General features: G+C 61.2%; 28 protein-coding genes. 13 read left to right on the top strand and 15 right to left on the bottom strand.

Going from position 1 to position 24,960, the window contains the following annotated elements; genetic code table 11:
* Positions 1-6: 6 nt before the first annotated feature.
* Positions 7-840 (top strand): AraC family transcriptional regulator, encoded by an 834-nt coding sequence (locus SLW74_RS22690; protein ID WP_410930192.1) that lies wholly within the window; start codon positions 7-9, stop codon positions 838-840.
* Between the two features lie 28 nt (positions 841-868).
* On the opposite strand, the gene SLW74_RS22695 is transcribed toward SLW74_RS22690, so the two are convergent.
* The 3 genes from SLW74_RS22695 to SLW74_RS22705 form a co-directional block, all read right to left on the bottom strand.
* Positions 869-1,456 (bottom strand): LysE family translocator, encoded by a 588-nt coding sequence (locus SLW74_RS22695; protein WP_410930193.1) that lies wholly within the window; start codon positions 1,454-1,456, stop codon positions 869-871.
* A gap of 98 nt (positions 1,457-1,554) precedes the next feature.
* On the bottom strand, positions 1,555-3,024 hold the full coding sequence (locus tag SLW74_RS22700) for an MFS transporter (protein ID WP_369319681.1): 1,470 nt from the start codon (positions 3,022-3,024) through the stop codon (positions 1,555-1,557).
* Between the two features lie 446 nt (positions 3,025-3,470).
* Positions 3,471-3,770 carry an ArsR/SmtB family transcription factor gene (locus SLW74_RS22705; RefSeq protein WP_065988555.1) on the bottom strand — a complete coding sequence of 100 codons (300 nt, stop codon included), beginning with the start codon at positions 3,768-3,770 and terminating at the stop codon, positions 3,471-3,473.
* A gap of 216 nt (positions 3,771-3,986) precedes the next feature.
* On the opposite strand from SLW74_RS22705, the gene SLW74_RS22710 reads away from it, so the two are divergent.
* Positions 3,987-5,468 (top strand): nucleobase:cation symporter-2 family protein, encoded by a 1,482-nt coding sequence (locus SLW74_RS22710; protein WP_410930194.1) that lies wholly within the window; start codon positions 3,987-3,989, stop codon positions 5,466-5,468.
* 42 nt (positions 5,469-5,510) lie between these two features.
* Positions 5,511-5,993, top strand: coding sequence for an LEA type 2 family protein (locus SLW74_RS22715; RefSeq protein ID WP_410930195.1), 483 nt, complete (start codon positions 5,511-5,513; stop codon positions 5,991-5,993).
* A 156-nt stretch (positions 5,994-6,149) separates the two neighbouring features.
* Here SLW74_RS22715 and SLW74_RS22720 read toward each other — a convergent pair whose 3' ends face one another.
* A complete protein-coding gene (locus SLW74_RS22720; RefSeq protein ID WP_065988751.1) occupies positions 6,150-6,407 on the bottom strand; it encodes a hypothetical protein in 258 nt (85 codons plus the stop codon).
* A gap of 201 nt (positions 6,408-6,608) precedes the next feature.
* Between SLW74_RS22720 and SLW74_RS22725 the strand changes: the two genes are divergently transcribed.
* A complete protein-coding gene (locus SLW74_RS22725; RefSeq protein WP_065988557.1) occupies positions 6,609-6,929 on the top strand; it encodes a YqjD family protein in 321 nt (106 codons plus the stop codon).
* 73 nt (positions 6,930-7,002) lie between these two features.
* On the opposite strand, the gene SLW74_RS22730 is transcribed toward SLW74_RS22725, so the two are convergent.
* Positions 7,003-7,356, bottom strand: a complete 354-nt coding sequence (locus SLW74_RS22730; protein ID WP_065988558.1) for an SPOR domain-containing protein — start codon at positions 7,354-7,356, stop codon at positions 7,003-7,005.
* A gap of 404 nt (positions 7,357-7,760) precedes the next feature.
* Here SLW74_RS22730 and SLW74_RS22735 point away from each other — a divergent pair, with 404 nt between their 5' ends.
* The 5 genes from SLW74_RS22735 (at position 7,761) to SLW74_RS22755 (ending at position 12,079) form a co-directional block, all read left to right on the top strand.
* On the top strand, positions 7,761-8,387 hold the full coding sequence (locus SLW74_RS22735) for a paraquat-inducible protein A (protein ID WP_410930225.1): 627 nt from the start codon (positions 7,761-7,763) through the stop codon (positions 8,385-8,387).
* Positions 8,384-9,001, top strand: coding sequence for a paraquat-inducible protein A (locus tag SLW74_RS22740; RefSeq protein WP_065988559.1), 618 nt, complete (start codon positions 8,384-8,386; stop codon positions 8,999-9,001). Before SLW74_RS22735 ends, SLW74_RS22740 begins: the two co-directional genes overlap by 4 nt.
* Complete coding sequence (locus tag SLW74_RS22745) at positions 8,991-10,667, top strand: intermembrane transport protein PqiB (protein WP_410930196.1); 1,677 nt, start codon at positions 8,991-8,993, stop codon at positions 10,665-10,667. Before SLW74_RS22740 ends, SLW74_RS22745 begins: the two co-directional genes overlap by 11 nt.
* Complete coding sequence (locus tag SLW74_RS22750) at positions 10,664-11,287, top strand: membrane integrity-associated transporter subunit PqiC (protein ID WP_410930197.1); 624 nt, start codon at positions 10,664-10,666, stop codon at positions 11,285-11,287. The genes SLW74_RS22745 and SLW74_RS22750 overlap by 4 nt, the downstream gene beginning before the upstream one ends.
* 321 nt (positions 11,288-11,608) lie before the next feature.
* Complete coding sequence (locus SLW74_RS22755; RefSeq protein ID WP_410930198.1) at positions 11,609-12,079, top strand: helix-turn-helix domain-containing protein; 471 nt, start codon at positions 11,609-11,611, stop codon at positions 12,077-12,079.
* Positions 12,080-12,152: 73 nt separating this feature from the next.
* Here SLW74_RS22755 and araH read toward each other — a convergent pair whose 3' ends face one another.
* The 5 genes from araH to SLW74_RS22780 all read right to left on the bottom strand — a co-directional run bounded on the left by araH (position 12,153) and on the right by SLW74_RS22780 (position 17,627).
* On the bottom strand, positions 12,153-13,118 hold the full coding sequence (gene araH / locus SLW74_RS22760; RefSeq protein WP_065988753.1) for an L-arabinose ABC transporter permease AraH: 966 nt from the start codon (positions 13,116-13,118) through the stop codon (positions 12,153-12,155).
* Between the two features lie 45 nt (positions 13,119-13,163).
* Positions 13,164-14,693, bottom strand: coding sequence for an L-arabinose ABC transporter ATP-binding protein AraG (gene araG, locus SLW74_RS22765; protein WP_296306953.1), 1,530 nt, complete (start codon positions 14,691-14,693; stop codon positions 13,164-13,166).
* 93 nt (positions 14,694-14,786) lie between these two features.
* Entirely contained in the window at positions 14,787-15,797 is a 1,011-nt protein-coding gene (locus SLW74_RS22770) for a substrate-binding domain-containing protein (RefSeq protein ID WP_296306954.1), read from the bottom strand.
* Between the two features lie 164 nt (positions 15,798-15,961).
* On the bottom strand, positions 15,962-16,840 hold the full coding sequence (locus tag SLW74_RS22775) for an SMP-30/gluconolactonase/LRE family protein (protein ID WP_410930199.1): 879 nt from the start codon (positions 16,838-16,840) through the stop codon (positions 15,962-15,964).
* A gap of 76 nt (positions 16,841-16,916) precedes the next feature.
* The gene (locus tag SLW74_RS22780; RefSeq protein ID WP_192130186.1) at positions 16,917-17,627 is read right to left on the bottom strand and encodes a FadR/GntR family transcriptional regulator; all 711 of its coding nucleotides are present in this window, start codon (positions 17,625-17,627) and stop codon (positions 16,917-16,919) included.
* Between the two features lie 359 nt (positions 17,628-17,986).
* Between SLW74_RS22780 and SLW74_RS22785 the strand changes: the two genes are divergently transcribed.
* Positions 17,987-19,129, top strand: a complete 1,143-nt coding sequence (locus SLW74_RS22785; RefSeq protein WP_410930200.1) for an aldose epimerase family protein — start codon at positions 17,987-17,989, stop codon at positions 19,127-19,129.
* A 260-nt stretch (positions 19,130-19,389) separates the two neighbouring features.
* The gene (locus SLW74_RS22790; RefSeq protein WP_037011182.1) at positions 19,390-19,614 is read left to right on the top strand and encodes a DUF6555 family protein; all 225 of its coding nucleotides are present in this window, start codon (positions 19,390-19,392) and stop codon (positions 19,612-19,614) included.
* Positions 19,615-20,004: 390 nt separating this feature from the next.
* Here SLW74_RS22790 and SLW74_RS22795 read toward each other — a convergent pair whose 3' ends face one another.
* From SLW74_RS22795 to SLW74_RS22805, 3 genes are all read right to left on the bottom strand, one after another.
* Entirely contained in the window at positions 20,005-20,745 is a 741-nt protein-coding gene (locus tag SLW74_RS22795; RefSeq protein WP_410930201.1) for an S-methyl-5'-thioinosine phosphorylase, read from the bottom strand.
* Between the two features lie 9 nt (positions 20,746-20,754).
* Positions 20,755-21,756, bottom strand: a complete 1,002-nt coding sequence (gene nagZ, locus SLW74_RS22800; RefSeq protein WP_410930226.1) for a beta-N-acetylhexosaminidase — start codon at positions 21,754-21,756, stop codon at positions 20,755-20,757.
* Positions 21,757-21,861: 105 nt separating this feature from the next.
* On the bottom strand, positions 21,862-22,572 hold the full coding sequence (locus tag SLW74_RS22805; protein ID WP_065988570.1) for a TetR/AcrR family transcriptional regulator: 711 nt from the start codon (positions 22,570-22,572) through the stop codon (positions 21,862-21,864).
* 228 nt (positions 22,573-22,800) lie between these two features.
* Here SLW74_RS22805 and lexA point away from each other — a divergent pair, with 228 nt between their 5' ends.
* Positions 22,801-23,409 (top strand): transcriptional repressor LexA, encoded by a 609-nt coding sequence (lexA, locus tag SLW74_RS22810; RefSeq protein ID WP_065988571.1) that lies wholly within the window; start codon positions 22,801-22,803, stop codon positions 23,407-23,409.
* 11 nt (positions 23,410-23,420) lie between these two features.
* Positions 23,421-23,924 (top strand): SOS-induced cell division inhibitor SulA, encoded by a 504-nt coding sequence (gene sulA, locus SLW74_RS22815; RefSeq protein WP_065988572.1) that lies wholly within the window; start codon positions 23,421-23,423, stop codon positions 23,922-23,924.
* A gap of 98 nt (positions 23,925-24,022) precedes the next feature.
* Here sulA and SLW74_RS22820 read toward each other — a convergent pair whose 3' ends face one another.
* Together SLW74_RS22820 and SLW74_RS22825 are read right to left on the bottom strand one after the other, a co-directional pair.
* On the bottom strand, positions 24,023-24,259 hold the full coding sequence (locus tag SLW74_RS22820) for a hypothetical protein (RefSeq protein ID WP_065988573.1): 237 nt from the start codon (positions 24,257-24,259) through the stop codon (positions 24,023-24,025).
* A 75-nt stretch (positions 24,260-24,334) separates the two neighbouring features.
* On the bottom strand, positions 24,335-24,856 hold the full coding sequence (locus SLW74_RS22825; RefSeq protein ID WP_410930202.1) for a DUF6586 family protein: 522 nt from the start codon (positions 24,854-24,856) through the stop codon (positions 24,335-24,337).
* Between the last annotated feature and the right edge of the window lie 104 nt (positions 24,857-24,960).

Raw genomic sequence — 24,960 nt, forward strand, 5'->3', positions numbered from 1 at the left:
GTTGAAATGACCTGCCAGAACCCGTTGAAACGTCTTGATCAACCGGTGTTCTGGCGGGACGCTCAGCTGCCTTTCATGGAGGCGCGCTCCATTGATGACGGCCGCAAGGTCTGCTATTCCCGTCACGCCCACGACGTGTTTTCCATCGGCGCAATCACCGCCGGGCAAAGCACCTATCTGCACGAGAAAACCACCCAGACCATCACCACCGGCACCGTTGTGGTGATGAACCCCGGCGAGGTCCATGCCTGCAACCCCATCGACGATCAGCCGTGGTCCTACCTGATGCTGTACGTCAACGCCCAGTGGCTGGGGGCGCTTCAGCGCGATTGCGGGGTCAGCAACGGCGGCGTGTTTCGAGGATATCCGGCCACCCATTGTCGTGACCCGCTGTTGTTCAACGGGCTGCTGGAGCTGCACCGGCGGCTGGTGGATGCGCAGCTGGACACGCTGGCAAAACAGGAGGCCGCTGTGAGGTTTTTCACCCTGATCGAACAGCGCCTGGGCGGCTCGACATTGACGCCCAAACGGGCCAATCCCAAGGTCGAACGTGCGGCGCGTTACATTGATGCGCATTATCTGCAGCCGATCCGGCTGGAGGACCTGTGCGCGGTGGCGAATCTGTCCGAGGCCTACCTGATTCGTGCGTTCGAGCAGCATTACCACATGACCCCGCACGCCTGGCTGGTCAACCGGCGCATCCAGCACGGCCAGGCGCAATTGCGCAGCGGCGAGCCCATCGCCGACATCGCGCAGCAGAGCGGCTTTGCCGATCAGGCGCACTTTCAGCGGGCGTTCAAAAAGCATCTGGCGGTAACGCCGGGTCAGTACAAGCCTTGATCTGCGGTTGCTGCTCGCAAGGGAGGGCTCAGACGTAAAACAGCGACACCGCGCAGCCTGCCAACAGCGCTGCCATGCTGCGGTTGAACACGCGGATGCGCCCAGGGCTGCGCAAGTAAGGGCCGAGAAAAGCGCCAGCGTAGGCCCAGCAGCCCACCGACAGGTAGCACACGACGAAGTAAATCAGCGCAAACAGACCGATCAGTCGCGCTTCGCCATCGGCCACGAACGCGCCCATTCCCGCCACCGCCGCCAGCCACGCTTTCGGATTCAGCCACTGCATCGCCGCGCCATGGAAAAACGACGGCTCGCGGGTCGGTCTGGTGACGTCGAGGCGGCCGTCGTCCATCGCCAGCTTCCACGCCAGATAGAGCAGAAACGCCACCCCGGCCCAGCGAATGATCTCGGTCAGCATCGGGTAGCGCTGCAGCACTTCATGCAGGCCGAACCCGGTGAACATCAGCAGCACGACGAAGCCCACCGTCGCGCCGAGCACGTGGCGCAAGCTGGGGATCAAGCCGAACTGCGCGCCCGAGCTGAGCGCCACGACATTCACCGGGCCCGGCGATATCGACGCCGCCAGCGCGAACGCCGCCATGGACATCATCAGGTTCATTGCACGTCTCCCACCTTATTGACTGTGGGTTGAGTGTACGAAGGGCGCACGAGCGGGCGATTGAACAAAACTGACCAATCGCCGACAGCCTGCTGGGGTCAGTCGTGGGCCTGGGACAACGGCCGCGCCACTTCTTCGAGGGATTTACCCTCGGAGGCCACGCCCCAGATCGCCTGCACCACGGCGGCCAGCACCATCAGCGCGGCGCCAATCAGGTAGCCGAAAAACACCGGGCCCCGCTCATGGGTGTCGATCAGCTGGCCGAACAGCGTCGGGCCGACAATGCCGCCCAGCGCCGTGCCGAACGCATAGAACACGGCGATGGCCAGCGCGCGGATCTCCAGCGGAAAGGTTTCGGCGACGGTGAGATACGCCGAACTGGCCGCTGCCGAGGCAAAGAAGAAAATGATCATCCAGGCGATGGCCTGCTGCGTGACATCCAGAACGCCCTGCTGGAACAGATAGCCGCTAATGGTCAGCAGGACTCCGGACACGGCGTAGGTCAGGCTGATCATCACCCGCCGACCGACCACATCGAACAGCCGGCCCAGCAGCAAGGGCCCGCAGAAATTGCCCAACGCCAGCGGCAGCACGTACCAGCCGATCGAGGCGGACGGCACTTGGTAGAACTCGGTGAGCACCAGCGCGTAGGTGAAGAAAATCGCGTTGTAAAAGAACGCCTGGGCGGTCAGCAACGTCAGGCCCACCAAGGCGCGACGGCGGTAGGTGTTGAACAGCGTATGGAAAATCTCTTTCAGCGGCGTGTGGTCCCGCGCGTGCAGACGCAAGGGCGGGCCCGTTGGCGCTGACAGGTCATGGCCCTGGCGACGCAGGCGTTCTTCGATGCCTTCCACGATCACCCTCGCCTCCTCGCCCTGGCCATGGATCAGCAACCAGCGTGGGCTTTCCGGCAGCCACAGGCGCATCAGCAGAATGATCAGGCCGAGCACCGCGCCGATGCCGAAACACAGGCGCCAGCCCATGTCCGCGCCGACCCACGGGGCGTCCAGCAGCACGATGGAGCCGACCGCGCCCAGGGCCGCGCCGATCCAGAAGGTGCCGTTGATGGTCAGGTCGACCCAGCCGCGAAACCGTGCCGGCGTGAATTCCTGGATGGTCGAGTTGATCGCCGTGTACTCGCCGCCGATACCCATCCCGGTGAGAAAGCGGAACAGCAGGAAACTCCAGAGGCTGAAGGAAAACGCCGTGGCGGCGGTGGCGGTGATGTACAGCGCGAGGGTGATGAAGAACAGCTTGCGCCGGCCCAGACGGTCGGTCAGCCAGCCAAAGAACAACGCCCCCAGCACCGCGCCGCAGATGTAGGCGCCGCCGGCCAGACCGATGTCAGCGTTGGTCAGGTGCAGGACGGGGCTGTCTTTCAACGCCCCGGACACCGAGCCCGCCAGCGTCACTTCGAGCCCGTCGAGCAGCCAGGTGATGCCCAGCGCGAAGACCAGCAACGTGTGAAAGCGCCCCCACGGCAGACGATCGAGCCGGGCCGGGAGGTCCGTTTCGAACACCTCCCCTTTGCTGTCTGCCGCTCCTGCCTGCACGCCGCTGATCGCCATGACTCGTCCCCGTGGATCGGAAGTGATCTGTGGGTTCAGAGTTCGCGGGGGACGTGGGAGTTCAGCGGGGTGTCGCCCGATATCTTCGGCACGCCACCGAACCTGTGGGACCGAGCTTGCTCAGGAAGGGGCCGGAGCAGTCAGCTACTTTCTTCGGTGAGTGAGAGCAGCCTTCGCGAGCAAGCTCGCTCCCACAGGATCGCGGCCGGCTCGGTCGCAGAGAGTGGCAGAGGGGACTGATTTATTTACAGCGCTTCATCGTAAATGAATCTGTCCCCGGCTGGACTCAACATAGAGGCCGCCGATACTGGCGCCTTCCCGGCGGAAGCCGGTCCTACAGTCAATGCCAATCCTGCTGGATGCATGCGATGCCATCGTAGGACCGGCTTTAGCCGGGAAGGCGCCAGTGCAGGCGCTGACATTCGAGCGGTACCAAGCGGCGCACGCTAGATCTGCATCAACTGCTGGGCGTAGGCGTGGAGGACCTCTCGCTGGATCATGAAGCTGGCGTATTTGCCCTCGCGCAGGGTGGCGATGAGGCCGGCGCGCTCGAGCTCTTTGGTGTGGTGGGAAACGGTAGCGGCGCTGACCGGATTGACCTTCAGCACCTCGGCGCAGGGCAGCGCCTGTTCGCTGTTGCCAATCTGAACCAGTATCCGGAAGCGGCGGCTGTCAGCCAGCGCCCGGGCTATCAATGCGATTTGCGACTCACTCAACGGAAACTGCTGTGCCGTGCTCTCGATCATCGTGACGCCTCAGTAAAAACCTCCTTGTCCAGAGATACTGCGGAATAAACCGACAGGCTAATGACGGTGGGCACTGGCGGTCAATACTATGGAGGCTCACGGCAAAAGATGGTTCAGCGCCGTGAGGATTCGCCTGCGAACAACTCTACGCTGCCCGCAGACCTGCGTAGCGTTTTCTGGCATCCTGCGCGCCCTTTTCCCCTGCGATCGACCGCCATGCCTGCCCCCTCCGACCTCATCTACGGGCTTGAAGACCGGCCGCATTTCACCGCCGCGATCTTCGCGGCGTTGCAGCACGTGCTGGCCAGTTTCGTCGGCATCATCACCCCCACCCTCATCGTCGGCAGCGTGCTCGGGCTCGACAGCGAAGTGCCCTACCTGATCAGCATGGCGCTGTTCGTCTCCGGGCTGGGCACCTTTGTTCAGGCCAAACGCTTCGGCCCGATCGGCTCAGGGCTGCTGTGCCTGCAGGGCACCAGCTTCTCCTTCCTCAGCGTGATTCTAAGCGCCGGGTTTCTGGTCAAGGGTCGCGGCGGCGGCACCGACGAAATTCTCTCGACGATCTTCGGCGTGTGCTTTTGCGCCGCGTTCGTCGAGGTGGTCCTCAGCCAGTTCATCGGCAAGTTGCGCAAGCTGATCACCCCGGTGGTCACCGGCACGATCATTACCTTGATGGGCCTGTCGTTATTGAAGGTGGCGATGACCGACATGGCCGGCGGCTTCGGCGCCAGCGATTTGGGCTCGGCGGCGAACATGGGCCTGGCCGGTCTGGTGCTGATCACCATCGTGGTGCTCAACCGGTTCAATATGCCGTTACTGCGCCTGAGCGCGATCATCATCGCCCTGACCCTGGGCTTCGCGGTCGCTTGGCTTATGGGTCGGGTGGATTTCGCGCAGATGCCTCAGGTGCCGGTGATGAGCCTTCCGGTGCCGTTCAAATACGGGTTTTCCTTCGATCTGCTGGCGTTCATCCCGATCGCGGTGATCTTTCTCGTGTCGCCGCTGGAGGCCGCCGGCGACCTCACCGCCAACTCGATGATTTCCCGGCAGCCGGTGAGCGGACCGGTGTACATCCGCCGAATCAAATCGGGGCTGCTGGCGGACGGCCTGAATTCGGCGCTGGCCGCGACCTTCAACAGCCTGCCCATGGTGACCTTCGCGCAGAACAACGGGGTTATTCAGCTGACCGGTGTGGCAAGCCGCTACGTGGCGTTTTTCATCGCCGGGATTCTAGTGCTGCTGGGCCTGTTTCCGATCATCGGCGCCGTGCTGCAACTGATGCCGAAGCCGGTGCTGGGTGGCGCGACCCTGATCATGTTCGGCACGGTCGCGGTGGCGGGCATCAAGATCCTGTCGGAGGCCGGCCTGCATCGGCGCAATATGCTGATCGTGGCGATTTCCCTGGGCATGGGCCTGGGCGTCGCTGCCGTGCCGGAAGTCTTGCGCGACCTGCCGAAGGCGCTGCACAACATTTTCGAATCGCCCATCACCGTCGGCGCGTTCTGCGCGATCATCCTCAATATCTTCCTGCCGGAGGAGTACCAGGAGCCGGAGCTTACTGAGTTCGACCCGGAAGCCGCGACCTTGAAGGTGCTGCAGGACCCGCCCCCCGGCTCTCGCGCAGACCTTGGCGCAGAACCTGCCGGAGAACCTCTTGGGGCCCGCGAGGTCGCACAGTTGAATCGTCAGGACGTTTGAAGGGGCGTGTTGCGCCCCAGCTGCCTGCCACGGGAGTCACCGATGCCGCTACGCCCGATCCGCACCCTCCTCGCCGGCCTGGCCATGGTTCTGGCACTGAGTGCCTGCGCGCTGTTTCCCAACCGCGACCCGCTGAGCATCAACGTGGTGGGCATCGATCCCCTGCCCGGCCAGGATCTGGAAATTCGCTTCGCCGTGAAGCTGCGCCTGCAGAACCCCAATGACACCGACATCCAGTACGACGGCGTGGCGCTGAATCTGGACGTCAACGGTCGCTTGCTGGCGTCTGGCGTCAGCGATCAGAAAGGTACGATCGGGCGGTTCTCCGAAGGCGTGCTGACGGTCCCGGTCACCGTTTCAGCCTTTGCCGCCTTGCGTCAGGCGGTGGGCCTCGCCGATCAGCAGCGCCTCGACAACCTGCCCTACGAACTGCACGGCAAGCTGGCTGGCGGGCTGTTCGGCACGATGCGCTTTGAGGACAGCGGCACGCTGAGCCTGCCGAAACCGGCCAGCGGCAGTTGGTGATGGCGGACTGCGTGACCGGCTTTACGCTTTTAGTGGGACCGGCTTTAGCCGGGAAGGCGTGAGGCACCACACCGCAAAAATCAGGCAAAAGTAACGTCGCCAGGACCGGCCTCTTCCCGGCTAAAGCCGGTCCTACAATGGGCGGGATCGAATGCCTCAGCCCCGCGCCGCTGCCACCTGACGATTGACCTCGGCGCGCACCATGTTGGCGTACTCCGGCGGCGACATGGCGTCGAGTTCGCCGCGCACCCACTCCGACCATTTGCCCTTGCGCTTGGCCCGCTCGCCCATCAGCCGGGCGGCGTCAGCCTTGGCCTTGCCCAGATTGCTCTGCCACAGATCGAACAGGCGAGACTTTTCGTCCTCGATGGCGGCGCGTTCCGGAAGGGTTTTGTTGGCCAGGTTGTAGCTCATGGTATGTACCTCGATGTGCAAAACGAAACGCATAAACGGAGCCGGTGGCCGGCTCGAAAAACGTCAGCATCTTACACCCGCGGACGGTGAATCCCGACCCCATTCGTTGTACTTTTTGGTCGCTGGCAGAATTGGGCTGCAACTTTTGGGGCGCTCAAAACTCCATTGCACACTGCTATAACCACTGAAAGGAAATTTGCCATGGCTCGTAAAACTGCTGCTCAGAACGCCGCTGTCGAACAGATCAAGGATCAAGCGTTCAGCGAACTGGCCGCCCTCATTGAAGAGTCCGATAAACTGCTCAAGGACAGCGCCTCGCTGGTTGGCGAAGAAGCCGACACCGTGCGCGCCCAATTGAGCCAGAAGCTCAAGCAGGCCATGGAATCGGTGGGCAGCGTGCGCGAACGCGCCAAGCCAGCCGTTGATGCCACCGAAAACTACATCGGCGGTCACCCATGGCAGACCGTGGCGATCTCGGCAGGCTTCGGTCTGGTGGTGGGTCTGCTGCTGGGCCGTCGTTGATTAGCGACGTCTGATTCTGTAGCCAGACTCGCTTTGGCCGGTGGCATCGCCTGATGCCACCGGCTTTACATCCTCAAGATCGAGGCGAGATCACTTCCAGCTGTGACAGGCGGTGGCCTTTGACCATCGCGGCATCGATCTCTGTCTTGGCCTTCTCGGCGTCTGCCTGAGACTCGAACGGCCCGATCATCACCACTTCCCTGCCATCGACCTTCACCACATAAGACGGGTAATGGTGCTCGACCAGCCAATAGGTCATGTCGCTCAGCGCTTCTTTCAAATGGACACGAATGGTCCATTGCGGCGAAGCCGGCGTCGGCGCTTCCGCGGTCGAATCAGTGCTCGGAACCTGGGCGGGCGTTGCGGGCTTGCCGCCATCACAACCCGCCAGCATCAACACCGCCACCATCATTGCCATCTTGCGCACGTCTGTCGCTCCTCGTTTGAAGTGGCGGGAGTCTACCACCGCAGGCGAGTGCGAGTTTAACGTCCAGCCGGTACACTGCTCGGCGACCGCCCTGAACGGGTCTTCAACCCTCACCGGTGACCGAGCCCCTGGAAGATTGCTGCCGGGCCCACAAATAACCGAACGCGATGATGGCACTGTGGTCAATCTCTCAAGTCTTTTCGCAGGCTCACCTTGATGACGTTCATTTCCGATAATGCCAGCCTGCGCCTCACCGACCGGGTACTGCTGCCCGCCCGCCCCACAGGCGCGCAATCGACAACAGCCGATCTATCGCGAACACGCCCATGAATTCCGCGACGCCCACGCCGATGACTGACATTTCTCACCGCCAGGCTCATGCCCCCGAGCAGCCGACCGCGCCAATGATCGCCGAGCCCCATAGCCACGGTGATCAGTGGATCATTTGCGAGCACTGCGACTCGGTCTATGAGTCCATGCCCCTGAACAAGGGCGAGGCAGCCTATTGCCTGCGCTGCGCCGCGATCCTGCGTCGCAGCCATCGGCTGACCCTCGAGCAACTGCTTGCCCTGAGCATTGCGGCCTGCATTCTGTTCATCTTCGCCAACGTATTCCCGGTCATCACCATCAGCATGCAGGGCCTGCACAACGAGGTAACGCTGTGGGGTTCGGTTCAGGCGCTGGCCCAGGGGAAGATCACGTTGATTGCGCTGGTGGCCGGGCTGGCCATCATTCTTGCCCCGGCACTGCAGATCGCCTTGTTGTTCTGGGTGCTGGCCCATGCCCATCGCGGCGAAATCGCCCCCGGCTTCAAAATGTGCATGCGCACCCTCGAACACCTGCGGCCCTGGAGCATGCTGGAGGTGTGCCTGCTGGGGATTCTGGTGGCCATCGTCAAACTGGCGGGCATGCTCGATGTGCACGCAGGCGTCGGCCTGTGGGCCATGGCGATGCTGATGGTGCTGATCCTGCTGATCGCCGGCAAGGACATCCGCCGCCTGTGGGATGAACTGGGAGTCGAACCTGAATGAACGGCATTCCCTACGCTCGGGAGTACAAGATCACCCTGTGCCACGTGTGCAGTTACGTCTGTGCGGAAGAGGCCCATGAATGCCCGCGCTGCAACTCGCCCGTGCATCGGCGCAAGCCCAACAGCCTGACGCGCACCTGGGCCTTTCTGATTGCCGGTCTGATCTTCTATATCCCGGCCAATCTGTTGCCGGTGATGTACACGACGATGCTGGGCAGCAGCAGCGAGAACACCATCATGAGCGGGGTGATCGAGTTCGCCGAAAGCGGCTCGTGGGACATCGCCATTCTGATTTTCATCGCCAGCGTGGTCGTGCCCTGTATCAAGTTTCTGGTACTGGGGCTGATGCTGGTGACCTGCCAGCGCCGCAGCACCTGGGCGATGCGCGAACGTTCGCGGCTGTTTCGTTTCATTGAGTTGATCGGCTACTGGTCCATGCTTGATGTGCTGGTGGTCGCGCTGGTGGCAGCCCTGGTTCAGTTTCGCGGGCTCAGCACCATCGAGCCGCGCCTTGGCATTCTGTTTTTTGGTTTGGTGGTGGTGATGACCATGCTTGCCGCCATGACGTTCGATCCCCGGCTAATCTGGGACGCAGAGGTTGAAGATGTCCGATAACACCCTACCCCCCTCCCCGCCGACTCGACCGCAAGTCAAAGCGCGCAAGATGCGCGTTTCGCTGGTCTGGCTGGTGCCGATCGTCGCGGCCCTGATCGGCCTGTCGATGGTGGTTCATGACTTCCTCAACGTCGGCCCCAAAGTGGTGGTGAGCTTTCTCACGGCAGAGGGCCTGGAAGCCAAGAAGACCCAGGTCAAGTACAAGAACGTAGTCATCGGCATCGTCACCGACATCGAACTCAGCGATGACCGCACCCACGTGCTAGCGAGCATCGACCTGAACCAGTCGGCCGCGCCGTTCACCCGCGCCGATACGCAGTACTGGGTGGTGCGTCCGCGCATCGGTGCCCACGGCGTCACCGGTGTCGACACGCTGTTGTCGGGGGCTTTCATCGGCGCCGACGCGGGCAGCTCGGAAGAAACCAAAAAAGACTTTACCGGCCTGGAAACCCCGCCCGCCGTGACCTTCGGCGAGAAAGGCAAACGCTTCATTCTGCACACCGACGACCTCGGCTCGCTGGACATCGGCTCGCCGGTGTACTTCCGCCGCATCCAGGTGGGCCAGATCGTGGCCTACGAACTGGCGAAGGACGGTAAGGGCGTCGACGTCGAAATCTTCGTCGGCGCGCCCAATGATCAATTCGTGCTCACCGACTCGCGCTTCTGGAACGCCAGCGGCGTGGACGTGACCCTCGGCGCCTCGGGCCTGAAAGTGTCAACCCAGTCCATGGCGTCGATCCTCTCCGGCGGTATCGCCTTCCGCGAACCCAAATACAGCCCCGACGCCAAGCCAGCCGACGGCAACGCCGAATTCAAACTGTTCGAAGACCAGACCACGGCACTGGCGCCGCCCGATGGCGAACCCAAATACATCCGCATGCGCTTCAACCAGTCGCTGCGCGGCCTGGTGGTCAATGCGCCGGTGGATTTCCTCGGCGTCAATATCGGCCGTGTGGTGTCGGTGGACCTCGACTATGACGCTGCCACGGGCACATTCCCCGGCATCGTCGGTGCGGTCATTTATCCCCAGCGCCTCGGTGCGGCCAATGACAAGCTCAAAGAGCAGGCAGGCGCTGGCGATGACGAAGAGCAGACCTCAAGGATTCTCGGGAAGTTCGTCGAACGCGGGCTGCGGGCGCAAGTGCGTACCGGCAACCTGTTGACCGGCCAGCTGTACGTCGCGATGGATTTCGATCCCAAGGCGGCGAAGATTTCCTACAACTCCAAGGCGCGGCCGCTGGAGATCCCGACGGTGCCCGGCAGTTTCGACAAACTGCAGGAGCAGTTGCAGGCGTTCGTCGACAAACTGGGCAAGATCCCCCTCGACGACCTGGCGAAGAATCTCAACGGCAGCCTGATCGAACTTCAGAAAACCATGAAGCAGGTCAACAGCGATGTGTTGCCGCAGATGCGCGGCGCGTTGCAGCAAGCGCAGAAAACCCTGGGCACGGCCAACGAAGCGTTGTCGGACGACTCGCCTGCGCGTCAGCAACTGGGTCAGGCCATGGACGAAGTCCAGCGCACGGCCCGCTCGGTCCGTGTGTTGACCGATTTCCTCAGCCGTCACCCTGAATCGCTGATTCGCGGTCGTACCGGCGATGCGGCGCCCGGCTCGTACAAAGGATCATCCTCTTCCCGTGAAATTGCTCCGGAGCCTGCTCAATGACCTTGCGTAACTCGTTCCTCGCCCTGGCCTGTGTGCTGGGTGTGACGGCCTGCTCCTCCACGCCGACCCACTATTACACGCTGATCGCGCCGGCCACTCCGACGCCTGCAAGTGTGGGTCAGACGCCGTTCCAGTTTGAAATGCAGGCGGTGCTCATGGCGGTTCAGGTCGATCAGCCGCCGCTGGTCATCCGCCAGGGCAACGGCAGCCTGGCGATTCTGGAGAATGAGCGTTGGGGCGCCCCATTGGGCGATGAGTTCCATGACGCGCTGACCGGGCAACTGGAGCGCCGCTTCGGCTCACGGGACTTGGCGGGCTTGCCCAAACAACGTGATCAGCCGGTGCTGTCGGTCCGAACCGACGTACGTCGCTTTGAATCGGTGCTGGATCAATATGCGCTGATCGATGTCGTCTGGAACCTGAGCCTGCGAGGCATCGGGGCCGAGCCCGGTACCCAGCGGCAAACCCTCACCTGCAGCAGCGTCATCAGGCAACCGGCGGGCATCGGCATGGAAAATCTGGTCATCGCGCACCAGAAAGCCGTGTCAACGCTGGCCGACACCATCGCCCGCACCGCCACGCAATGGGCGCGTCAACCCGACGCCCGCTGCCCTTCCTGACAGCATCGACGCCGGGGCTGCAGAGGCCCCGGCTGTTTACCGCCCTTCGCTCCCTCGCACCCCCGCTCAGAACGCCGAACAGTCCGCATAAAAGCACTTCATTCGGGCAGTTATCGTACAACTGTTTGAGAATACTCCTACAAACCGGTATGTTTGGATCCACATTCCAACCAGATGGTTGTATTGTCTGGCCCGGTATGAGTTGGTTAAACCTCATCAGCCGCACCCGTTTGCGTTGATCTGCTCATTCTCGCGCCGAGTCGATTCATGAATTCGCAATCAGCTGCTTAACGTCAGGGATCGTCAAATGGAGTTGATCACATGAACGGCATAGGCCTGAGACTCAGGCAGGAACGCACCAGACTGAAGCTGTCACAGAGCGCGTTGGGAGCGATCGGTGGCGTCGAGACGAACGCTCAGGGCAATTACGAGAACGGCACTCGATCGCCCAAGGCCGATTATCTGCTTCGCATTGCGCAAGCCGGTGTGGACCTCAACTACGTCCTGAGCGGCAACCGATCTTCTGCGGACGTCATGAATATGGCGGCTGTGATTGATCCTGAGGGGAAGCCGGACGTCTATCCGCATCTGACCAAAGTCACCCACCAGCTGCACCGTAACCTCTATGGCCTCATCGACGCCTCGTTGCAACTGACGCAACTCATTGAGGTGCGCAACCAAGACGCCCGGTTCAACGAGGCCAAAGTGCAGCTGGAGACGATACGGGTTGAAGCGCAGTCGCTGGCCCAGGCGACGATGAAGTTGATCTTCGAGACTTCGAAGCTGGTGTAAGGCGGCTTCGTAGCAGGCTTGCGCTGTGTGGGGAGGGCCTCTCCCTACACAACGCACGCCTGAAAACTCCGAATCAGCGACGCTTCAACCGGTCGATGATCACTGCCAGCAGCAGGATCGTGCCGCGAATCACGTATTGGTAGAAGGTGTCGATGTTCTTCAGGTTCATGGCGTTCTCGATAATCGCCAGAATCAGCACCCCGGCGATGACATGGCGAATCATGCCGATGCCGCCACTGAGGGAAACCCCGCCCAGTACGCACGCGGAAATCACCGTCAGCTCGAAACCCTGGCCGATCATTGGCTGACCTGAGGTCATGCGCGAGGCCAGCACCACACCGGCCAGTGCACCAATCAAACCGTGCACGGCGAAGATGATGATCTTGGTCCGATCGACGTGAACGCCTGCGAGCAACGCCGCTTCCTGGTTGCCGCCGATGGCCAGGGTATTGCGGCCGTAGGTGGTGTAGTTCAGCAGCCAGCCGAAGAAGATGAAGCAGACGATGGTGATCAGAATCGGCACCGGCACACCGAACAGCTGACCGTTACCGAACACGAAGAAGGCCTCGTCGCCCACGCCCACGGCTTTACCGTTGGAGAAGATATAGGCCAGCCCCCGCACGATCTGCATGGTCGCCAGGGTGGTGATCAACGCATTGATGCGCAACTTCGCGATGACGATGCCGTTGATCAGCCCGACCAGCAAACCCATGGCCAGCGCCGCCGATACGCCGAGAAACACGCTGTCGGTGTCGCGAATGACGATCCCGGCAATGACCCCAGAGCATGCCAGCACCGAACCGACCGACAGGTCGAAATGCCCGGACGCCAGGCAGTAGAGCATGGTGCAGGCGGCGATGCCGACCGTGGAGATCGCCAGGCCCAGGCCGCGCATGTTCAGCGGCGACATGAAGTTGTCGATCAGCAGCGCACAGAGCACAAAAATGCCCAGGGCGGCCATGAGCATGGCCCAGTCGTCGACGAATCGACGCAGGTTCATGCCTTGGCGGGGAGCCGTCAGGCTGGATTCGGTAGACATACGCACCTCGTTCTTATTTTTCATAGCCAGTTTTCATAGCCAGGTTCAACCGCGGGTACGCGGCAATGCCAGTTGCAGAAGACGCTGTTCATTAGCCTCTTCCCGGGACAATTCGCCGGTGATGGCGCCTTCACTCATGACCAGAATGCGATCGGAAATGCCCATCACCTCCATCAGGTCGCTGGACACCACGATGACCGCGATGCCATCGGCGGCCAGGTTATGGATGATCTGATAGATCTCGGATTTCGCGCCGATGTCGATGCCGCGGGTGGGCTCGTCCAGCAGCAGCACCTTCATTGGCATCGACAGCCAGCGGCCCAGAATGGCCTTCTGCTGATTGCCACCCGACAGGAACAGCATCTGCTGCTCGGGCGAAGGCGTCTTGACGTTCATTGATTTGATCTGGTGCCGGGCGTTGTCACGCTCCCAGCGCCCCTGGATCAGGCAACCCAGGCTGAGGTGCCGAGGCCGCGCGCCGATGTTGATGTTCTCCGCGACACTGGAGAGCGGCACGATGCCTTCTTTCTTGCGGTCTTCCGGGCACAGCAGAATGCCGGCGTCGATGGCGTCACGGGGTGAACGCAGGTTCAGCGGCTTGCCTTCCAGCTGCAAGGTCCCGGCCTGACTGCGCGTCAGCCCCGACAACATGCGAAACATCTCGGTCCGACCGGCACCGACCAGCCCAAAGAAGCCGAGGATCTCGCCCTTCTCCACGGCAAAACTGGCGGGCTCCTGCAAGCCCGGGCCCATCAGGCCGGTCACCCGCAGGCTCGGCCCCTGGTGCTGACGCGGCCGATAGTTATAGATGTCCTGAATATCGCGCCCGACCATGCAGGTCACCAGGCGGTCATGGTCCAGATCGGCCATGTCCTCGAAGGTGCGCACGAAGCGGCCGTCTTTGAACACGGTGACGGCGTCGCAGACGCGGAAGATTTCTTCCATTCGGTGGGAAACGTAAAGAATGACCCGGCCTTCATCACGCAGCCGGGTGATGATCGCCATCAGACGATCGATCTCCCGCGCCGACAGGCTGCTGGTGGGTTCGTCGAACGCGATGACGTGGGCGTTGCGCGACATGGCCTTGGCGATTTCCACCAATTGCCGTTGACCCAGGGACAGATCACCCAGGCGCGTGTTCGGGTCGATCTCGTCGGCCAGGCCTTTGAGCAGTTCCCGCGCGCGGCGGACCATCGCCCGACGGTTGATCATGCCCCAGCGATTGGGCATGTGACCAAGCAGCAGGTTTTCCGCCACCGACATTTCCGGGACCAGGTGCAGTTCCTGGTGAATCACCGCCACGCCGGCCGCGATGCTGTCGGCAGTGGATTTAAACGCCAGGTGCTGATCGCCGATCTGCAGATCGCCGCTGTTGGGCTGGTACGAGCCGCCGAGAATCTTCAGCAGCGTCGATTTACCCGCGCCGTTCTCGCCCATCAGCGCGTGAACGCTGCCTGGCCGAGCTTCGAAATTGATGTCCGACAGCGCCTTCACGCCGGGGAAGGTTTTACCGATCCCGTTGAAGCGCAGGCTGCCGCCGTGCTGGATCTGTTGCTGAACCGATGCCTGTTGCATGAACCACCTCCACCCCGCCCCACCCTTGTCGGGTGGAGCGAGGCCTCGCAGATATCCGCCTGATTGCCAGGCGTCCCGACTCGACTGCCGCGCTTACTTGTACAAACCGAGCGGGGTCAGCACGTCCTTGAAGTTGCCGCGATGAATCAGGGTCACGTCATCCATGGCGGTGTATTTAGGCGGTTCTTTGCCGGTGGTGACCCACTCGTACACCATCAGCGCCGTGTTATAGCCCTCTTTGTCAGGGCTTGGCAGCATCGACCCGTAGAAGCCGCTTTCCTTCTTCTTCAGTTCATCGATGGCGTCAGTGCCATTGATACCGATGCCGATTACGTTGGCCGGTGCGAAACCTGCCCCCGCCGTGGCGCGCACGCCACCCAGAACGGTGTTGTCGTTCATGCCGCCGACAATGAGGTTTTTCGCCCCGCTTGGAAGCTTGGGCAGGGCAGCGCCGGTGGAATCCATGCTGCCCGGCACATCGAGGGTCTTCTGTGGTGCGAAGAGGATATGATCCTCAGGCAGACCGGCTTTCTTCAACGCATCCACCGAACCGTCGGTGCGCTTCTTGCCGGTGTCCAGCTCGTTGTAGGTGTTGATGATCGCGTAGGTTTCTTTCCAGTCCCACTTGCGATTCTTCGCTTCGTCGGCCATGGCGGCGCCCTGTTTCTGGCCGACTTCGAACGCGGCCATGCCCAGGTACGGCACGTCTTCCATGAACTTGCCTTTGGCATCCACGAAACGGTCATCGACGGCCATGACTTTCAAGCCGTTGGCCTTGGCTTTGGCGACGATGGACGGGCCGAGGGAAACATCAGGCGGGCAGATGACAAACCCTTTGGCGCCGTTGGCGGCGAGGCTGTCGATGGCAGAGAGGGTTTTTTCACCGTCGGGAACGGCGATTTTGATAACTTCGAAACCGTGTTCTTTACCGGCCTTTTCGGCGAACTGCCATTCGGTCTGGAACCAGGGCTCTTCAGCCTGCTTGACCAGAAAACCGATCTTGACCTTTTCGGCGTCAGCGGCGGATACACCGGCGCTCATGCCCAGAATGGCGGTGGCAACAGCAGCACAGCACAGGGAACGAATCCCGTGGCGACTCAACATAGCTAACTCCTTATTTTTATTGACTAGCTACAGCGTTCAGCAGTGAGTGTCGGGGCGGCATACAGCTGAAAACAGTGCAGGCCGCTCGACTGAAAACAGTCATATCATATTATCAATGAAGCCTATGTAACCGAGTGTCACACCCCTTGAGCACAGGGTTTGGATCATCCCGCGAAGCGGTGTGAGGCCATGCCCTTGACGCCGATTTCCATCTGAATCACAGACCCGTCCAGCTCCAGTGCGCCCTCCGCAGGCCGCGCGCTGGTCACAAATAAAGTGGTCATGTCGGGCCCGCCGAACACGCAGCTGGTCGGGTGACTGACCGGCAGTTCGACGATCCGGTCAACGCTGCCATCGGGGGCAAAGCGGATCAGGCAACCGCCATCCCAGCGGGCGTTCCAGACAAACCCATCTTCGTCCATGGCCGAGCCATCGGGTGCGCCGCGAGCATGCTCATGGGCCCAGACTTCCCGCTCACCGAGGGAATGATCATCGTTGATCAGGTAGCGATAGATCACGCCGTCCAGGGTGTCGGCGGTCAGCACCGCTGAACCGTTTTCCGGCCAGACCAGGGTGTTGACGATGCCCTGACCTTGGACCAAAGGAGCGACCGAGCCATCGCCGTCGACGCGGTAAAGCCCGCCCGAGCGACGCTCGATAGGCAAGTCGCCGCCCTGCTCGTCCAGGTTGTTCTGCATCGTCCCCAGCCACAGTCTGCCGTGCCGGTCGCAACGGGCTTCATTGGCACGGTTGCCCGGCACCGGGTCGGCTGCGCACAGCAGAGAAACAACGGGCTGATGGAACGGGGAATCAAGGTCGAGACGATGGACGCCGCTGGCGAGGGTGACCAGCGCATCACCTTGCGTGGTGGGGATGAAGGCCGAAACCGGCTCGCTGAATTGCCAGTGGGACAGCGTGCCTGCATGCAGGCGCAACGCACGGAAGCCGGCGATATCGACCCAGTACAACGCCTGCTGGGCATGATCCCAGAACGGCCCTTCGGCCAATTTGAAACGCTGGTCACAGACCGGCAGCCACTTCATGAACAATTTCCTGCTTATTATTGTAGGTCCGTGAGCCACTCAAAAAGCTCACCTGTCGAACGTCAAACTGGCCTGTTCAGGACTCGCGCGCCAGCGGTTGTTCCCGTGAACGCGCAATCACTTCACCCGCGTTTTCAATCAGGCTCATGCAAGCCCAGACACCCCGCGCCGAATCCCGGTTGGCGATGGCATCCGCCAGATCCTTATGCAGCGGCAAGGTCCTGCCGAGCTCTCCGGGCACCCCCGACGACACTTCGAACGAGATCGCCAGCAAGGCGCCCAGTGCCGGCAACATCTGCTCGATGAACTGGTTATGACTGGCCGCCAGCACCGCTTCATGGAAACGTTGGTCCGCAGCGTTGTAATCACTCGGGTCCGCGACGCTGGCTGCAAGCCGCGCATAGGCCGCGTGAATCCCGGCAATCTGCTCCGGCGTCGCCCTTTCGCAGGCCCAACGCACCGCCATCGGTTCAATAGCGCGCCTCAAATCCAGCAGGTCCAGCACAAAACTCTGGGGCAGGCCTTTGGCCGCCAACCAGCCCACGACTTGTGGGTCGAACAGATTCCAGCTGCGTACCGGCATGACCCGCGTACCCACTTTGGGCCCGACCTCCAGCAACCCTTTGGCCACCAGTGTTTTGATGGCTTCGCGAATCACCGTACGGCTGACCCCGAATTCTTCACCCAATGCCGCTTCAACCTTCAGCGACTGGCCCGGCGTTACATTGCCTTGAGCAATCCAGGCTCCCAGACGGTCTACCGTCGACGCGTGAAAACTGCTGCTCATTGATCCGCCCCTGTCTGCGTTGTGTTCCGCAAATCGAGGCTAATGATCATACGATTAGGAGTCAAACGTCTGTACAGACGGGCAATCCTGGGCTAGACCTTCCCGGGTCGTAACCGACACGGCCTTTCGCCAAATAGTATTACAATTTATTTTTAAAGCGAGTGCTTTTGATCTATAACTCGAAATATCAGGGCCGACCGGCTCAAATAGTATGACCAATCAGCCGTCGCTGCGCCTTCTTCGGTGGCGACGGGCAGCAGCATCGTGAGCAACAAGGATGCTGCCCTGAGCGGTACCTGCGAGAACGTCCACGGCAACATGCTCATAACTACCTCCCATAAGAAGAAAGGATCAACGCAATGAGAAAGACGCTCATACCTGCCCTAGGCCTGTCGCTGATGGCCGCCGCCCTGCAAGTGCACGCCGCCGGACTGACCACCGAACACGGTGCGTTCGGCAAACTCGCCGATGGCACCCCGGTCGAGAAATACACCCTGCGCAACAGCCAGGGCATGCAGGCGACCGTGATCACTTACGGCGGCACGCTGCAGTCGCTGCTGGTACCGGACAAGCACGGCAAGGCTGAGGACGTGGTCCTGGGCTTCGATGACGTGGACGGCTACGTCAAAGGCACCGCGTTTTTCGGCGCCACCATCGGCCGCTTCGGCAATCGCCTGGCCGGCGGCAAGTTCTCCCTGGATGGCAAGAGCTATCAGGTGCCGCTGAACGACAAGACCAATTCCCTGCATGGCGGCCCGAAAGGCTTCGACAAGCAGATCTGGAAGGCAGAAGAGGTCAAGGACAAAGGCTCGGTCGGGGTCAAGCTGACCTATGTCTCCGTCGATGGCGAGATGGGTTTCCCCGGGACGTTGAAAACCGAAGTCACCTACAGCCTGAACGACAAGAACGAGTTGCGCATTCAGTACCACGCCACAACTGACAAGCCGACCGTGCTCAACCTTACCAACCACAGCTACTTCAACCTGGCCGGCGCTGGCAACGGTGACATCCTCGACCAGGTGGCCGTGGTGCACGCAGCACGCTATACGCCGGCGAACGAGACGCTGATCCCGACGGGTGAGCTGGCGCCTGTGGCGGGCACACCGCTGGACTTCCTCAAGCCTGTCGCCTTCGGCAAGCGCATCCGTGAAGACAACGTGCAGCTCAAGTTCGCCGAAGCCACGCAGGGCGGCTACGACCACAACTGGGTGCTCGACACCAAGGGCAAGCTGTCGAATCTGGCAGCGGACGTGGTCGATCCGAAGTCCGGTCGCCGTTTGCAGCTCTTCACCACCGAGCCCGGCGTTCAGCTATACACGGGCAACTTCCTCGACGGCACCGTCAAAGGCAAAGGCGGCAAGATCTACCCGCACTGGGGCGCATTCACCCTGGAAACCCAGCACTACCCGGACTCGCCCAATCAGCCAGCCTTCCCTTCCACTCGCCTGGACCCGGGCAAGTCTTACACTCAGACCACTGTGTTCAAATTCCTGAACAAGTAACCATTTGAGTGTAAAAACGGTGCGGCAGGACGGCTTTCATCGTCGTCCCCGCCGCATCGCGTCCTGCTTCATGCCGCCATGGCGCCGCTGAAACCGCTCAACACCGGGGGTTTGCCATCCATTTGTGAGGGTGGCCGACGATTCGCTCACCGTTCTGTACTAAAGCTAACCGTTTGGCTTAGAACGGTAATTTCGAGTGAATTTTCCCGGCGGTGACGACTCAGTTACAAAGAGAGTGACTGATAGGGAGGTTTGCAAGCGTGGCACAGTACAAGCATTTCAGAATCGATTATCTGCTGCACGGCAGTTACAAAAGCTTTTACATCAGCGCCGAAGCCATGGACAACGCGTCGGCCTGGCACTGGGCCTCGGTGGATGCCGGGTTCGGTCAGATTCCAAAATACCGCTCGGACCGAGTCCCTAAAGTGACCAAGCCAAAAGCCGAGCAACTGGGTTTGACCGATGTTGAGTGGGCCGAGTCCTGATCAGCTGATCAGGACTTCTTACCCGCTAACCTGTTCGCTGAACCACCTGATTGCTCCCTACGGGAATCTGCCTTGGCAGGGCGTCATTATCGGCGCGCTGCCGGGCATACCCTCGCCCCATCCCTCCCCCGCGTTAACCCGCTCAGTCCAGGCCTGATCCGAAGAGAATTCTGACGATTAGCTCGCCCCATCGACGCCATTAGCAAACCTGATCATTAAACGACCATTGCAGCTAAAGCCTTGCAACTACAGGCTTACAGAAACTTATCCACAGAGATATTCACGCTTTCCGTGGACAACTTTTTCAACGAAATGGCGTTGACTTTATTGCCCTCTCCAGCCTAGCCAGCTTTCTAAAAAAAATCCTGTCCATCCCGACAACAGCCTGCTTCAAGCGGCGCTGAGTACCCTTGCCAGTGTGGCCTTGACCTTGCCAATCCCGTCGTGCAGCGCCTGCTCGATTTCCGCCATCGTAATGACCGCTGCCGACTTGCCGGCGGCCGGATTCACCACCAGCGCCAGGCAGGCGTATTCCAGCTCGAGCTCACGGGCCAAGGCCGCTTCCGGCATGCCGGTCATGCCAACGATGTCACAGCCGTCGCGCTCCAGACGCGCGATCTCGGCCACGGATTCCAGGCGCGGGCCCTGGGTGCAGGCGTACACGCCGAAGTCGCTATGGGCGCACCCTTCAGCGGCCAGTGCTGCAATCAGTCGAGCCCGCAGTGGCGCGCTGTAGGGGAAGCTGAAATCGATGTGGGTCACGTGCTCCAGGTCATCGGCAAAGAACGTATGTTCGCGACCGCTGGTGTAGTCCACCAGATCATGGGGCACGCAGAAATGGCCGGTGCCCATGTCGGGATGAATCCCGCCGACAGCATTGACCGCCAGAATCGCCTCGGCCCCGGCCTGCTTCAGGGCACAGATGTTGGCGCGGTAGTTGACCTTGTGCGGCGGAAAGCGGTGCGGGTGCCCGTGACGCGCCAGAAACATCACCTCGCGGCCGGCGTATTCGCCCAGATGGATATCGCCCGACGGCGCGCCGTACGGGGTATTCACTGACAGGGACTGACGAATCGTCAGCCCGTCAAGCTGGGTCAGGCCGGTGCCGCCGATAATTGCGTAAACAGTCATGGGGATTCCTTATTCGATCAGTTGAGCAGCGCGCAGGGCACTCAGCGCCGCCAGCCAGCGAGGGTGCTGCCGATATTCGGTGGACGCCACGCCCTGGCCGCGCATCCGGTCAAGTCGCGCCGCAGGAGCCGAAACCTTCAAGCGCTGCGCCGCGCTCAACGCGAGCTCAGCCGCCGCCCGGTCGTTACAGACCAATCCCATGTCACAGCCTGCGCCAAGCGCTGCCTCGATGCGGCTGGCAGCGTCACCGACAACATGGGCGCCGGCCATCGACAGGTCATCGCTGAAGATCACGCCATCGAAGCCCAGCTCGCCACGCAGGATGTCCTGCAGCCAGCGGCGGGAAAAGCCCGCCGGTTGCGAATCGACCTGGGGATAGATCACGTGGGCAGGCATGACTGCGGCCAGGTGTTTGCTCAAGCGCTGAAAGGGCACCAGGTCATTGGCGCGGATGGTTTCCAGACTGCGCTCGTCATGGGGGATGGCCACGTGAGAGTCAGCCTCGGCCCAGCCATGCCCGGGAAAATGCTTGCCCGTGGCGGCCATGCCCGCCGCGTTCATGCCACGGATAAAAGCGCCCGCCAGCATGGCAGCCCGCTCGGGGTCGCCTTCGAATGACCGGGTGCCGACCACCGCACTGCGTTGATAGTCCAGATCCAGCACCGGCGCAAAGCTGAGGTCCAGCCCCACCGCCAGCACTTCGGTTGCCATCAGCCAGCCGCAATGCTCGGCGAGGCTGTCGGCATCCGGATGAGCCGCAATGGCGCGCATCGGCGGCAGTCGCACAAACCCCTGGCGCAAGCGCTGCACCCGTCCGCCCTCTTGATCGACAGCGAGCAGCAATTCGGGACGAATGGCACGAATGGACGCGCAGAGTTCACGGACCTGCCGTGGACTTTCGATGTTGCGCGCGAAAATGATCAGGCCGCCCACTTCGGGCTGACGCAGAAACTGACGGTCTTCGGAGGTCAGCCAGGTACCGGCGACATCCACCATCAGGGAGCCTTGCAGGCCAGAACTCATAGGAAGATCCTTCAACTACCAATGCTCAGGCCGGCATGGTGAGGGATCGAAGGATGTGATGCAAATTCCGCCACCGCCAGCCGGTGACGGGCCTCAGACCTTGGCAGGCACCGGTGTCGGGGTTTTGGTCCGGGGGCGCAGTTGCGCGGTAAGCATGGCGTTGTCGGTGACGCCCGATTCGGCGCGCATGCCGGCCGCCAGAAACGGCACCATGAGGCGCATGACCTGCTCGATGGACGTGTTGACGCCGAAATCGGTCTCGGCGATGGCCCGCAGTGCTTTGATACCGGACATGCTGAACGCGGCAGCGCCCAGCATGAAGTGGACCCGCCAGAACAGCTCGATGGGGGGAATGCGCGGTGCGGCTTCATTGACCAGCAGCATGTAACGACGGAACACCTTGCCGTACATGTCTTCGAGGTAACGACGCAAGTGGCCCTGGCTCTGACTGAACGCGAGACCCAGCAGGCGCATGAAGATGGACAGGTCGTTGTTGCTGCGCGGCTGAACCACCAGCGCTTGTTCGACGAGGATCTCCAGCAACTCTTCAAGGGTGGGTTTGTGTTCAGGCTTGGCCTGACGGCGTTCCAGCTCGCGGTCGAGACTGACGCAGAACGGCCCGAGGAAGCGGGAGAATACCGCCTGGATGAGGGCCTTCTTTGAACCGAAGTGGTAGTTCACCGCTGCCAGATTGACTGACGCCTTGCTGGTGATGAGCCGCAACGAGGTTTCGGCAAAACCCTTCTCGGCAAACAGCTGCTCCGCTGCATCGAGAATTCGTTCAACTGTTTCCGACTGAGCCATGGTTCAACGCCTGACAAACACGTGTTTGAAACATACGTTTCATACACGGCACTGTCAACCCTGAGCGTCGCTTTCCGTCCGGTCAGTCACGGGCATTTAACCATACAAACCGGGGCCTGTAGCCATTCATGGCACGGGGTGATTACAGACGTCGCGAAAAGGATCATTGCCAAGACCCAAGCACTGTATATAATCCCAGTCACTGTATAAAAAGCCAGAGCGATGCACATGATCAAACTGACGTCACGCCAAGCCGAGATTCTGGACTTCATCAAGCGCTGCCTGGAAGACAACGGCTACCCGCCGACCCGCGCCGAGATCGCTCAGGAGCTGGGCTTCAAATCGCCCAACGCTGCCGAAGAGCACTTGAAAGCACTCGCGCGCAAAGGCGCCATCGAAATGACCCCGGGCGCTTCCCGCGGTATTCGCATTCCCGGCTTCGAAGCCAAACCCGATGACAGCGGCCTGCCGATCATTGGCCGCGTCGCAGCGGGTGCGCCGATCCTGGCCCAGCAACACATCGAAGAATCCCTCGCCATCAACCCGGCCTTCTTTCACCCGAGTGCAGATTACCTGCTGCGGGTACACGGGATGAGCATGAAAGACGTCGGCATTCTCGACGGCGACCTGCTGGCCGTCCACACCACCCGCGAAGCGCGCAACGGCCAGATCGTAGTGGCGCGAATCGGCGACGAAGTCACGGTCAAACGCTTCAAGCGTGAGGGCAACAAGGTCTGGCTGCTGGCCGAGAACGCCGACTTCGCACCGATCGAAGTGAATCTCAAAGATCAGGATCTTGTCATTGAAGGCTTGAGCGTCGGCGTGATACGTCGATAAGGAGAACGTAGATGCAGCTCCCACAGACACCGCAACAACATGCACAACTGCCACTGTTCGAAGCATTCATGGCGCCCGGCCTGCCCATGCTCGACGTCCCGCTGCTGCAGGTCCCGACGCTGGCAGAGATTGCCGAGTCGCCCTGGAGCAACGAGCCGGAAGTCTTCAGTGAACTGTCTTTGCGCGGCGCTGCCGGGAACTGCCTCAACTTGCTGGCGCCGATTCTGCGTGAGCTGAGCCAAGACACCAATGATCGCTGGCTGACGCTGGTGGCACCGCCTGCCAGTGTGACCCAGGCTTGGCTGCGTGACGCCGGTTTGAATCGGGAACGTATTATTCTGATGCACCCGCGAGGAACCCAGAGTGCGCTGGAACTGACCCGTGAAGTCTTGCGCTTGGGCCGCAGCCATACGGTGGTCAGCTGGATCAATCCGATCTCGGGCAATGCGCGCCAGCAACTGGCAAGCGCAGCACGTATCGGCGACGCGCAGAGCCTCAACATTCGGCTGGGCTGATCACGTCGGCAGCACTATTCAGGGTATTTAGAGCATGTGGGCGCTTCTTGAGGATCGAGAAGCGGGATAGCGTGTGAGCGACCGGCAGATTCCGAGGATCAATGCAGGACGCGCGGCCCGTCTTCATCCTTGGTCAACTCACCTTCGGCCAGCCGACCTGCCATCTGCACACCCACGCTGAGCATCGCCTTGGCGACCTCAACGTGTTGACCCTGCAAAAACGCCTTGGCGTCTTCGGAGAAATTCAGCGTGACGAGGGACCCTTCGTCTTCAGCGCGGCGCAGTTCGATGCGGCCGTCAGGCAGTTCAACAATTTCCAGAAACGAAGTTGGCATCAGAGCAGTTCTCCACGAAAGGCCGGCATTGTAACAGCCAGACGACTCAGCCCCTAGCCCATCGATCACTCCGTATCAGCACTCGCTCAGGCCTTCTCTGAACCGGATGGCCAGGCTTTTGATCTGCTGACGCCAGATCTCCATCTCTTCCCGCGTCAATGGCTGCTCAGGCTCTTCTTCGGCGCCCACTGAAATGATCAAAGGCTGCGTGACATCGCCTTTCGGCTTCCGCGGCGCGCTGGGCGGCATAAACAGCGCACGGTACGAAGCCAGCAACTGCGCCAGCCACGTTTCGCGGTTGTGGGCGAGCTCCACCAATTCGCCCATTTCCGGAATGGCGATGGCTTCCAGTACCTTCGGTGACAGCAGGTCCTCGGCACGCGGCGTACTGGCCTGCGGCAGCCGGTAGTAGCCGGCGATTTCATGGCACAGCCCCAGCAACGCACCATACAAATGAAAGATCGCGGACTCACGCTCGGCCTGCTCAAGCCCCTGGGCGTTCATGGCGCGACTGTCTCTGGCCTTCGCCATCGCTTCCAGGGCGAGACCTGCAAAGAAAATCTTCTGATTGGTGCGGGTATAGAGTTCGTGAGCCATGACAGCGGCCTCTGTAGAGATGAGTGGATCGCAACGCGCCTGCGGCCGGTCAACCGCAGACAAAAAAATCCCTCGGAGCGCAAGAGCACGCCGAGGGATTCTTT

Origin of the sequence: Pseudomonas sp. W5-36 (assembly GCF_046540455.1) — a bacterium.
GTDB lineage: Bacteria > Pseudomonadota > Gammaproteobacteria > Pseudomonadales > Pseudomonadaceae > Aquipseudomonas > Aquipseudomonas graminis_B.

What these genes read in the sequence shown, in the direction of transcription:
- SLW74_RS22690 (WP_410930192.1), top strand. Translation starts at nt 7, where the DNA reads ATGACCTGCCAGAACCCGTTGAAACGTCTTGATCAACCGGTGTTCTGG.
- SLW74_RS22695 (WP_410930193.1), bottom strand. Translation starts at nt 1,456, where the DNA reads ATGAACCTGATGATGTCCATGGCGGCGTTCGCGCTGGCGGCGTCGATA.
- SLW74_RS22700 (WP_369319681.1), bottom strand. Translation starts at nt 3,024, where the DNA reads ATGGCGATCAGCGGCGTGCAGGCAGGAGCGGCAGACAGCAAAGGGGAG.
- SLW74_RS22705 (WP_065988555.1), bottom strand. Translation starts at nt 3,770, where the DNA reads ATGATCGAGAGCACGGCACAGCAGTTTCCGTTGAGTGAGTCGCAAATC.
- SLW74_RS22710 (WP_410930194.1), top strand. Translation starts at nt 3,987, where the DNA reads ATGCCTGCCCCCTCCGACCTCATCTACGGGCTTGAAGACCGGCCGCAT.
- SLW74_RS22715 (WP_410930195.1), top strand. Translation starts at nt 5,511, where the DNA reads ATGCCGCTACGCCCGATCCGCACCCTCCTCGCCGGCCTGGCCATGGTT.
- SLW74_RS22720 (WP_065988751.1), bottom strand. Translation starts at nt 6,407, where the DNA reads ATGAGCTACAACCTGGCCAACAAAACCCTTCCGGAACGCGCCGCCATC.
- SLW74_RS22725 (WP_065988557.1), top strand. Translation starts at nt 6,609, where the DNA reads ATGGCTCGTAAAACTGCTGCTCAGAACGCCGCTGTCGAACAGATCAAG.
- SLW74_RS22735 (WP_410930225.1), top strand. Translation starts at nt 7,761, where the DNA reads ATGATCGCCGAGCCCCATAGCCACGGTGATCAGTGGATCATTTGCGAG.
- SLW74_RS22740 (WP_065988559.1), top strand. Translation starts at nt 8,384, where the DNA reads ATGAACGGCATTCCCTACGCTCGGGAGTACAAGATCACCCTGTGCCAC.
- SLW74_RS22745 (WP_410930196.1), top strand. Translation starts at nt 8,991, where the DNA reads ATGTCCGATAACACCCTACCCCCCTCCCCGCCGACTCGACCGCAAGTC.
- SLW74_RS22750 (WP_410930197.1), top strand. Translation starts at nt 10,664, where the DNA reads ATGACCTTGCGTAACTCGTTCCTCGCCCTGGCCTGTGTGCTGGGTGTG.
- SLW74_RS22755 (WP_410930198.1), top strand. Translation starts at nt 11,609, where the DNA reads ATGAACGGCATAGGCCTGAGACTCAGGCAGGAACGCACCAGACTGAAG.
- araH (WP_065988753.1), bottom strand. Translation starts at nt 13,118, where the DNA reads ATGTCTACCGAATCCAGCCTGACGGCTCCCCGCCAAGGCATGAACCTG.
- araG (WP_296306953.1), bottom strand. Translation starts at nt 14,693, where the DNA reads ATGCAACAGGCATCGGTTCAGCAACAGATCCAGCACGGCGGCAGCCTG.
- SLW74_RS22770 (WP_296306954.1), bottom strand. Translation starts at nt 15,797, where the DNA reads ATGTTGAGTCGCCACGGGATTCGTTCCCTGTGCTGTGCTGCTGTTGCC.
- SLW74_RS22775 (WP_410930199.1), bottom strand. Translation starts at nt 16,840, where the DNA reads ATGAAGTGGCTGCCGGTCTGTGACCAGCGTTTCAAATTGGCCGAAGGG.
- SLW74_RS22780 (WP_192130186.1), bottom strand. Translation starts at nt 17,627, where the DNA reads ATGAGCAGCAGTTTTCACGCGTCGACGGTAGACCGTCTGGGAGCCTGG.
- SLW74_RS22785 (WP_410930200.1), top strand. Translation starts at nt 17,987, where the DNA reads ATGAGAAAGACGCTCATACCTGCCCTAGGCCTGTCGCTGATGGCCGCC.
- SLW74_RS22795 (WP_410930201.1), bottom strand. Translation starts at nt 20,745, where the DNA reads ATGACTGTTTACGCAATTATCGGCGGCACCGGCCTGACCCAGCTTGAC.
- SLW74_RS22805 (WP_065988570.1), bottom strand. Translation starts at nt 22,572, where the DNA reads ATGGCTCAGTCGGAAACAGTTGAACGAATTCTCGATGCAGCGGAGCAG.
- lexA (WP_065988571.1), top strand. Translation starts at nt 22,801, where the DNA reads ATGATCAAACTGACGTCACGCCAAGCCGAGATTCTGGACTTCATCAAG.
- sulA (WP_065988572.1), top strand. Translation starts at nt 23,421, where the DNA reads ATGCAGCTCCCACAGACACCGCAACAACATGCACAACTGCCACTGTTC.
- SLW74_RS22820 (WP_065988573.1), bottom strand. Translation starts at nt 24,259, where the DNA reads ATGCCAACTTCGTTTCTGGAAATTGTTGAACTGCCTGACGGCCGCATC.
- SLW74_RS22825 (WP_410930202.1), bottom strand. Translation starts at nt 24,856, where the DNA reads ATGGCTCACGAACTCTATACCCGCACCAATCAGAAGATTTTCTTTGCA.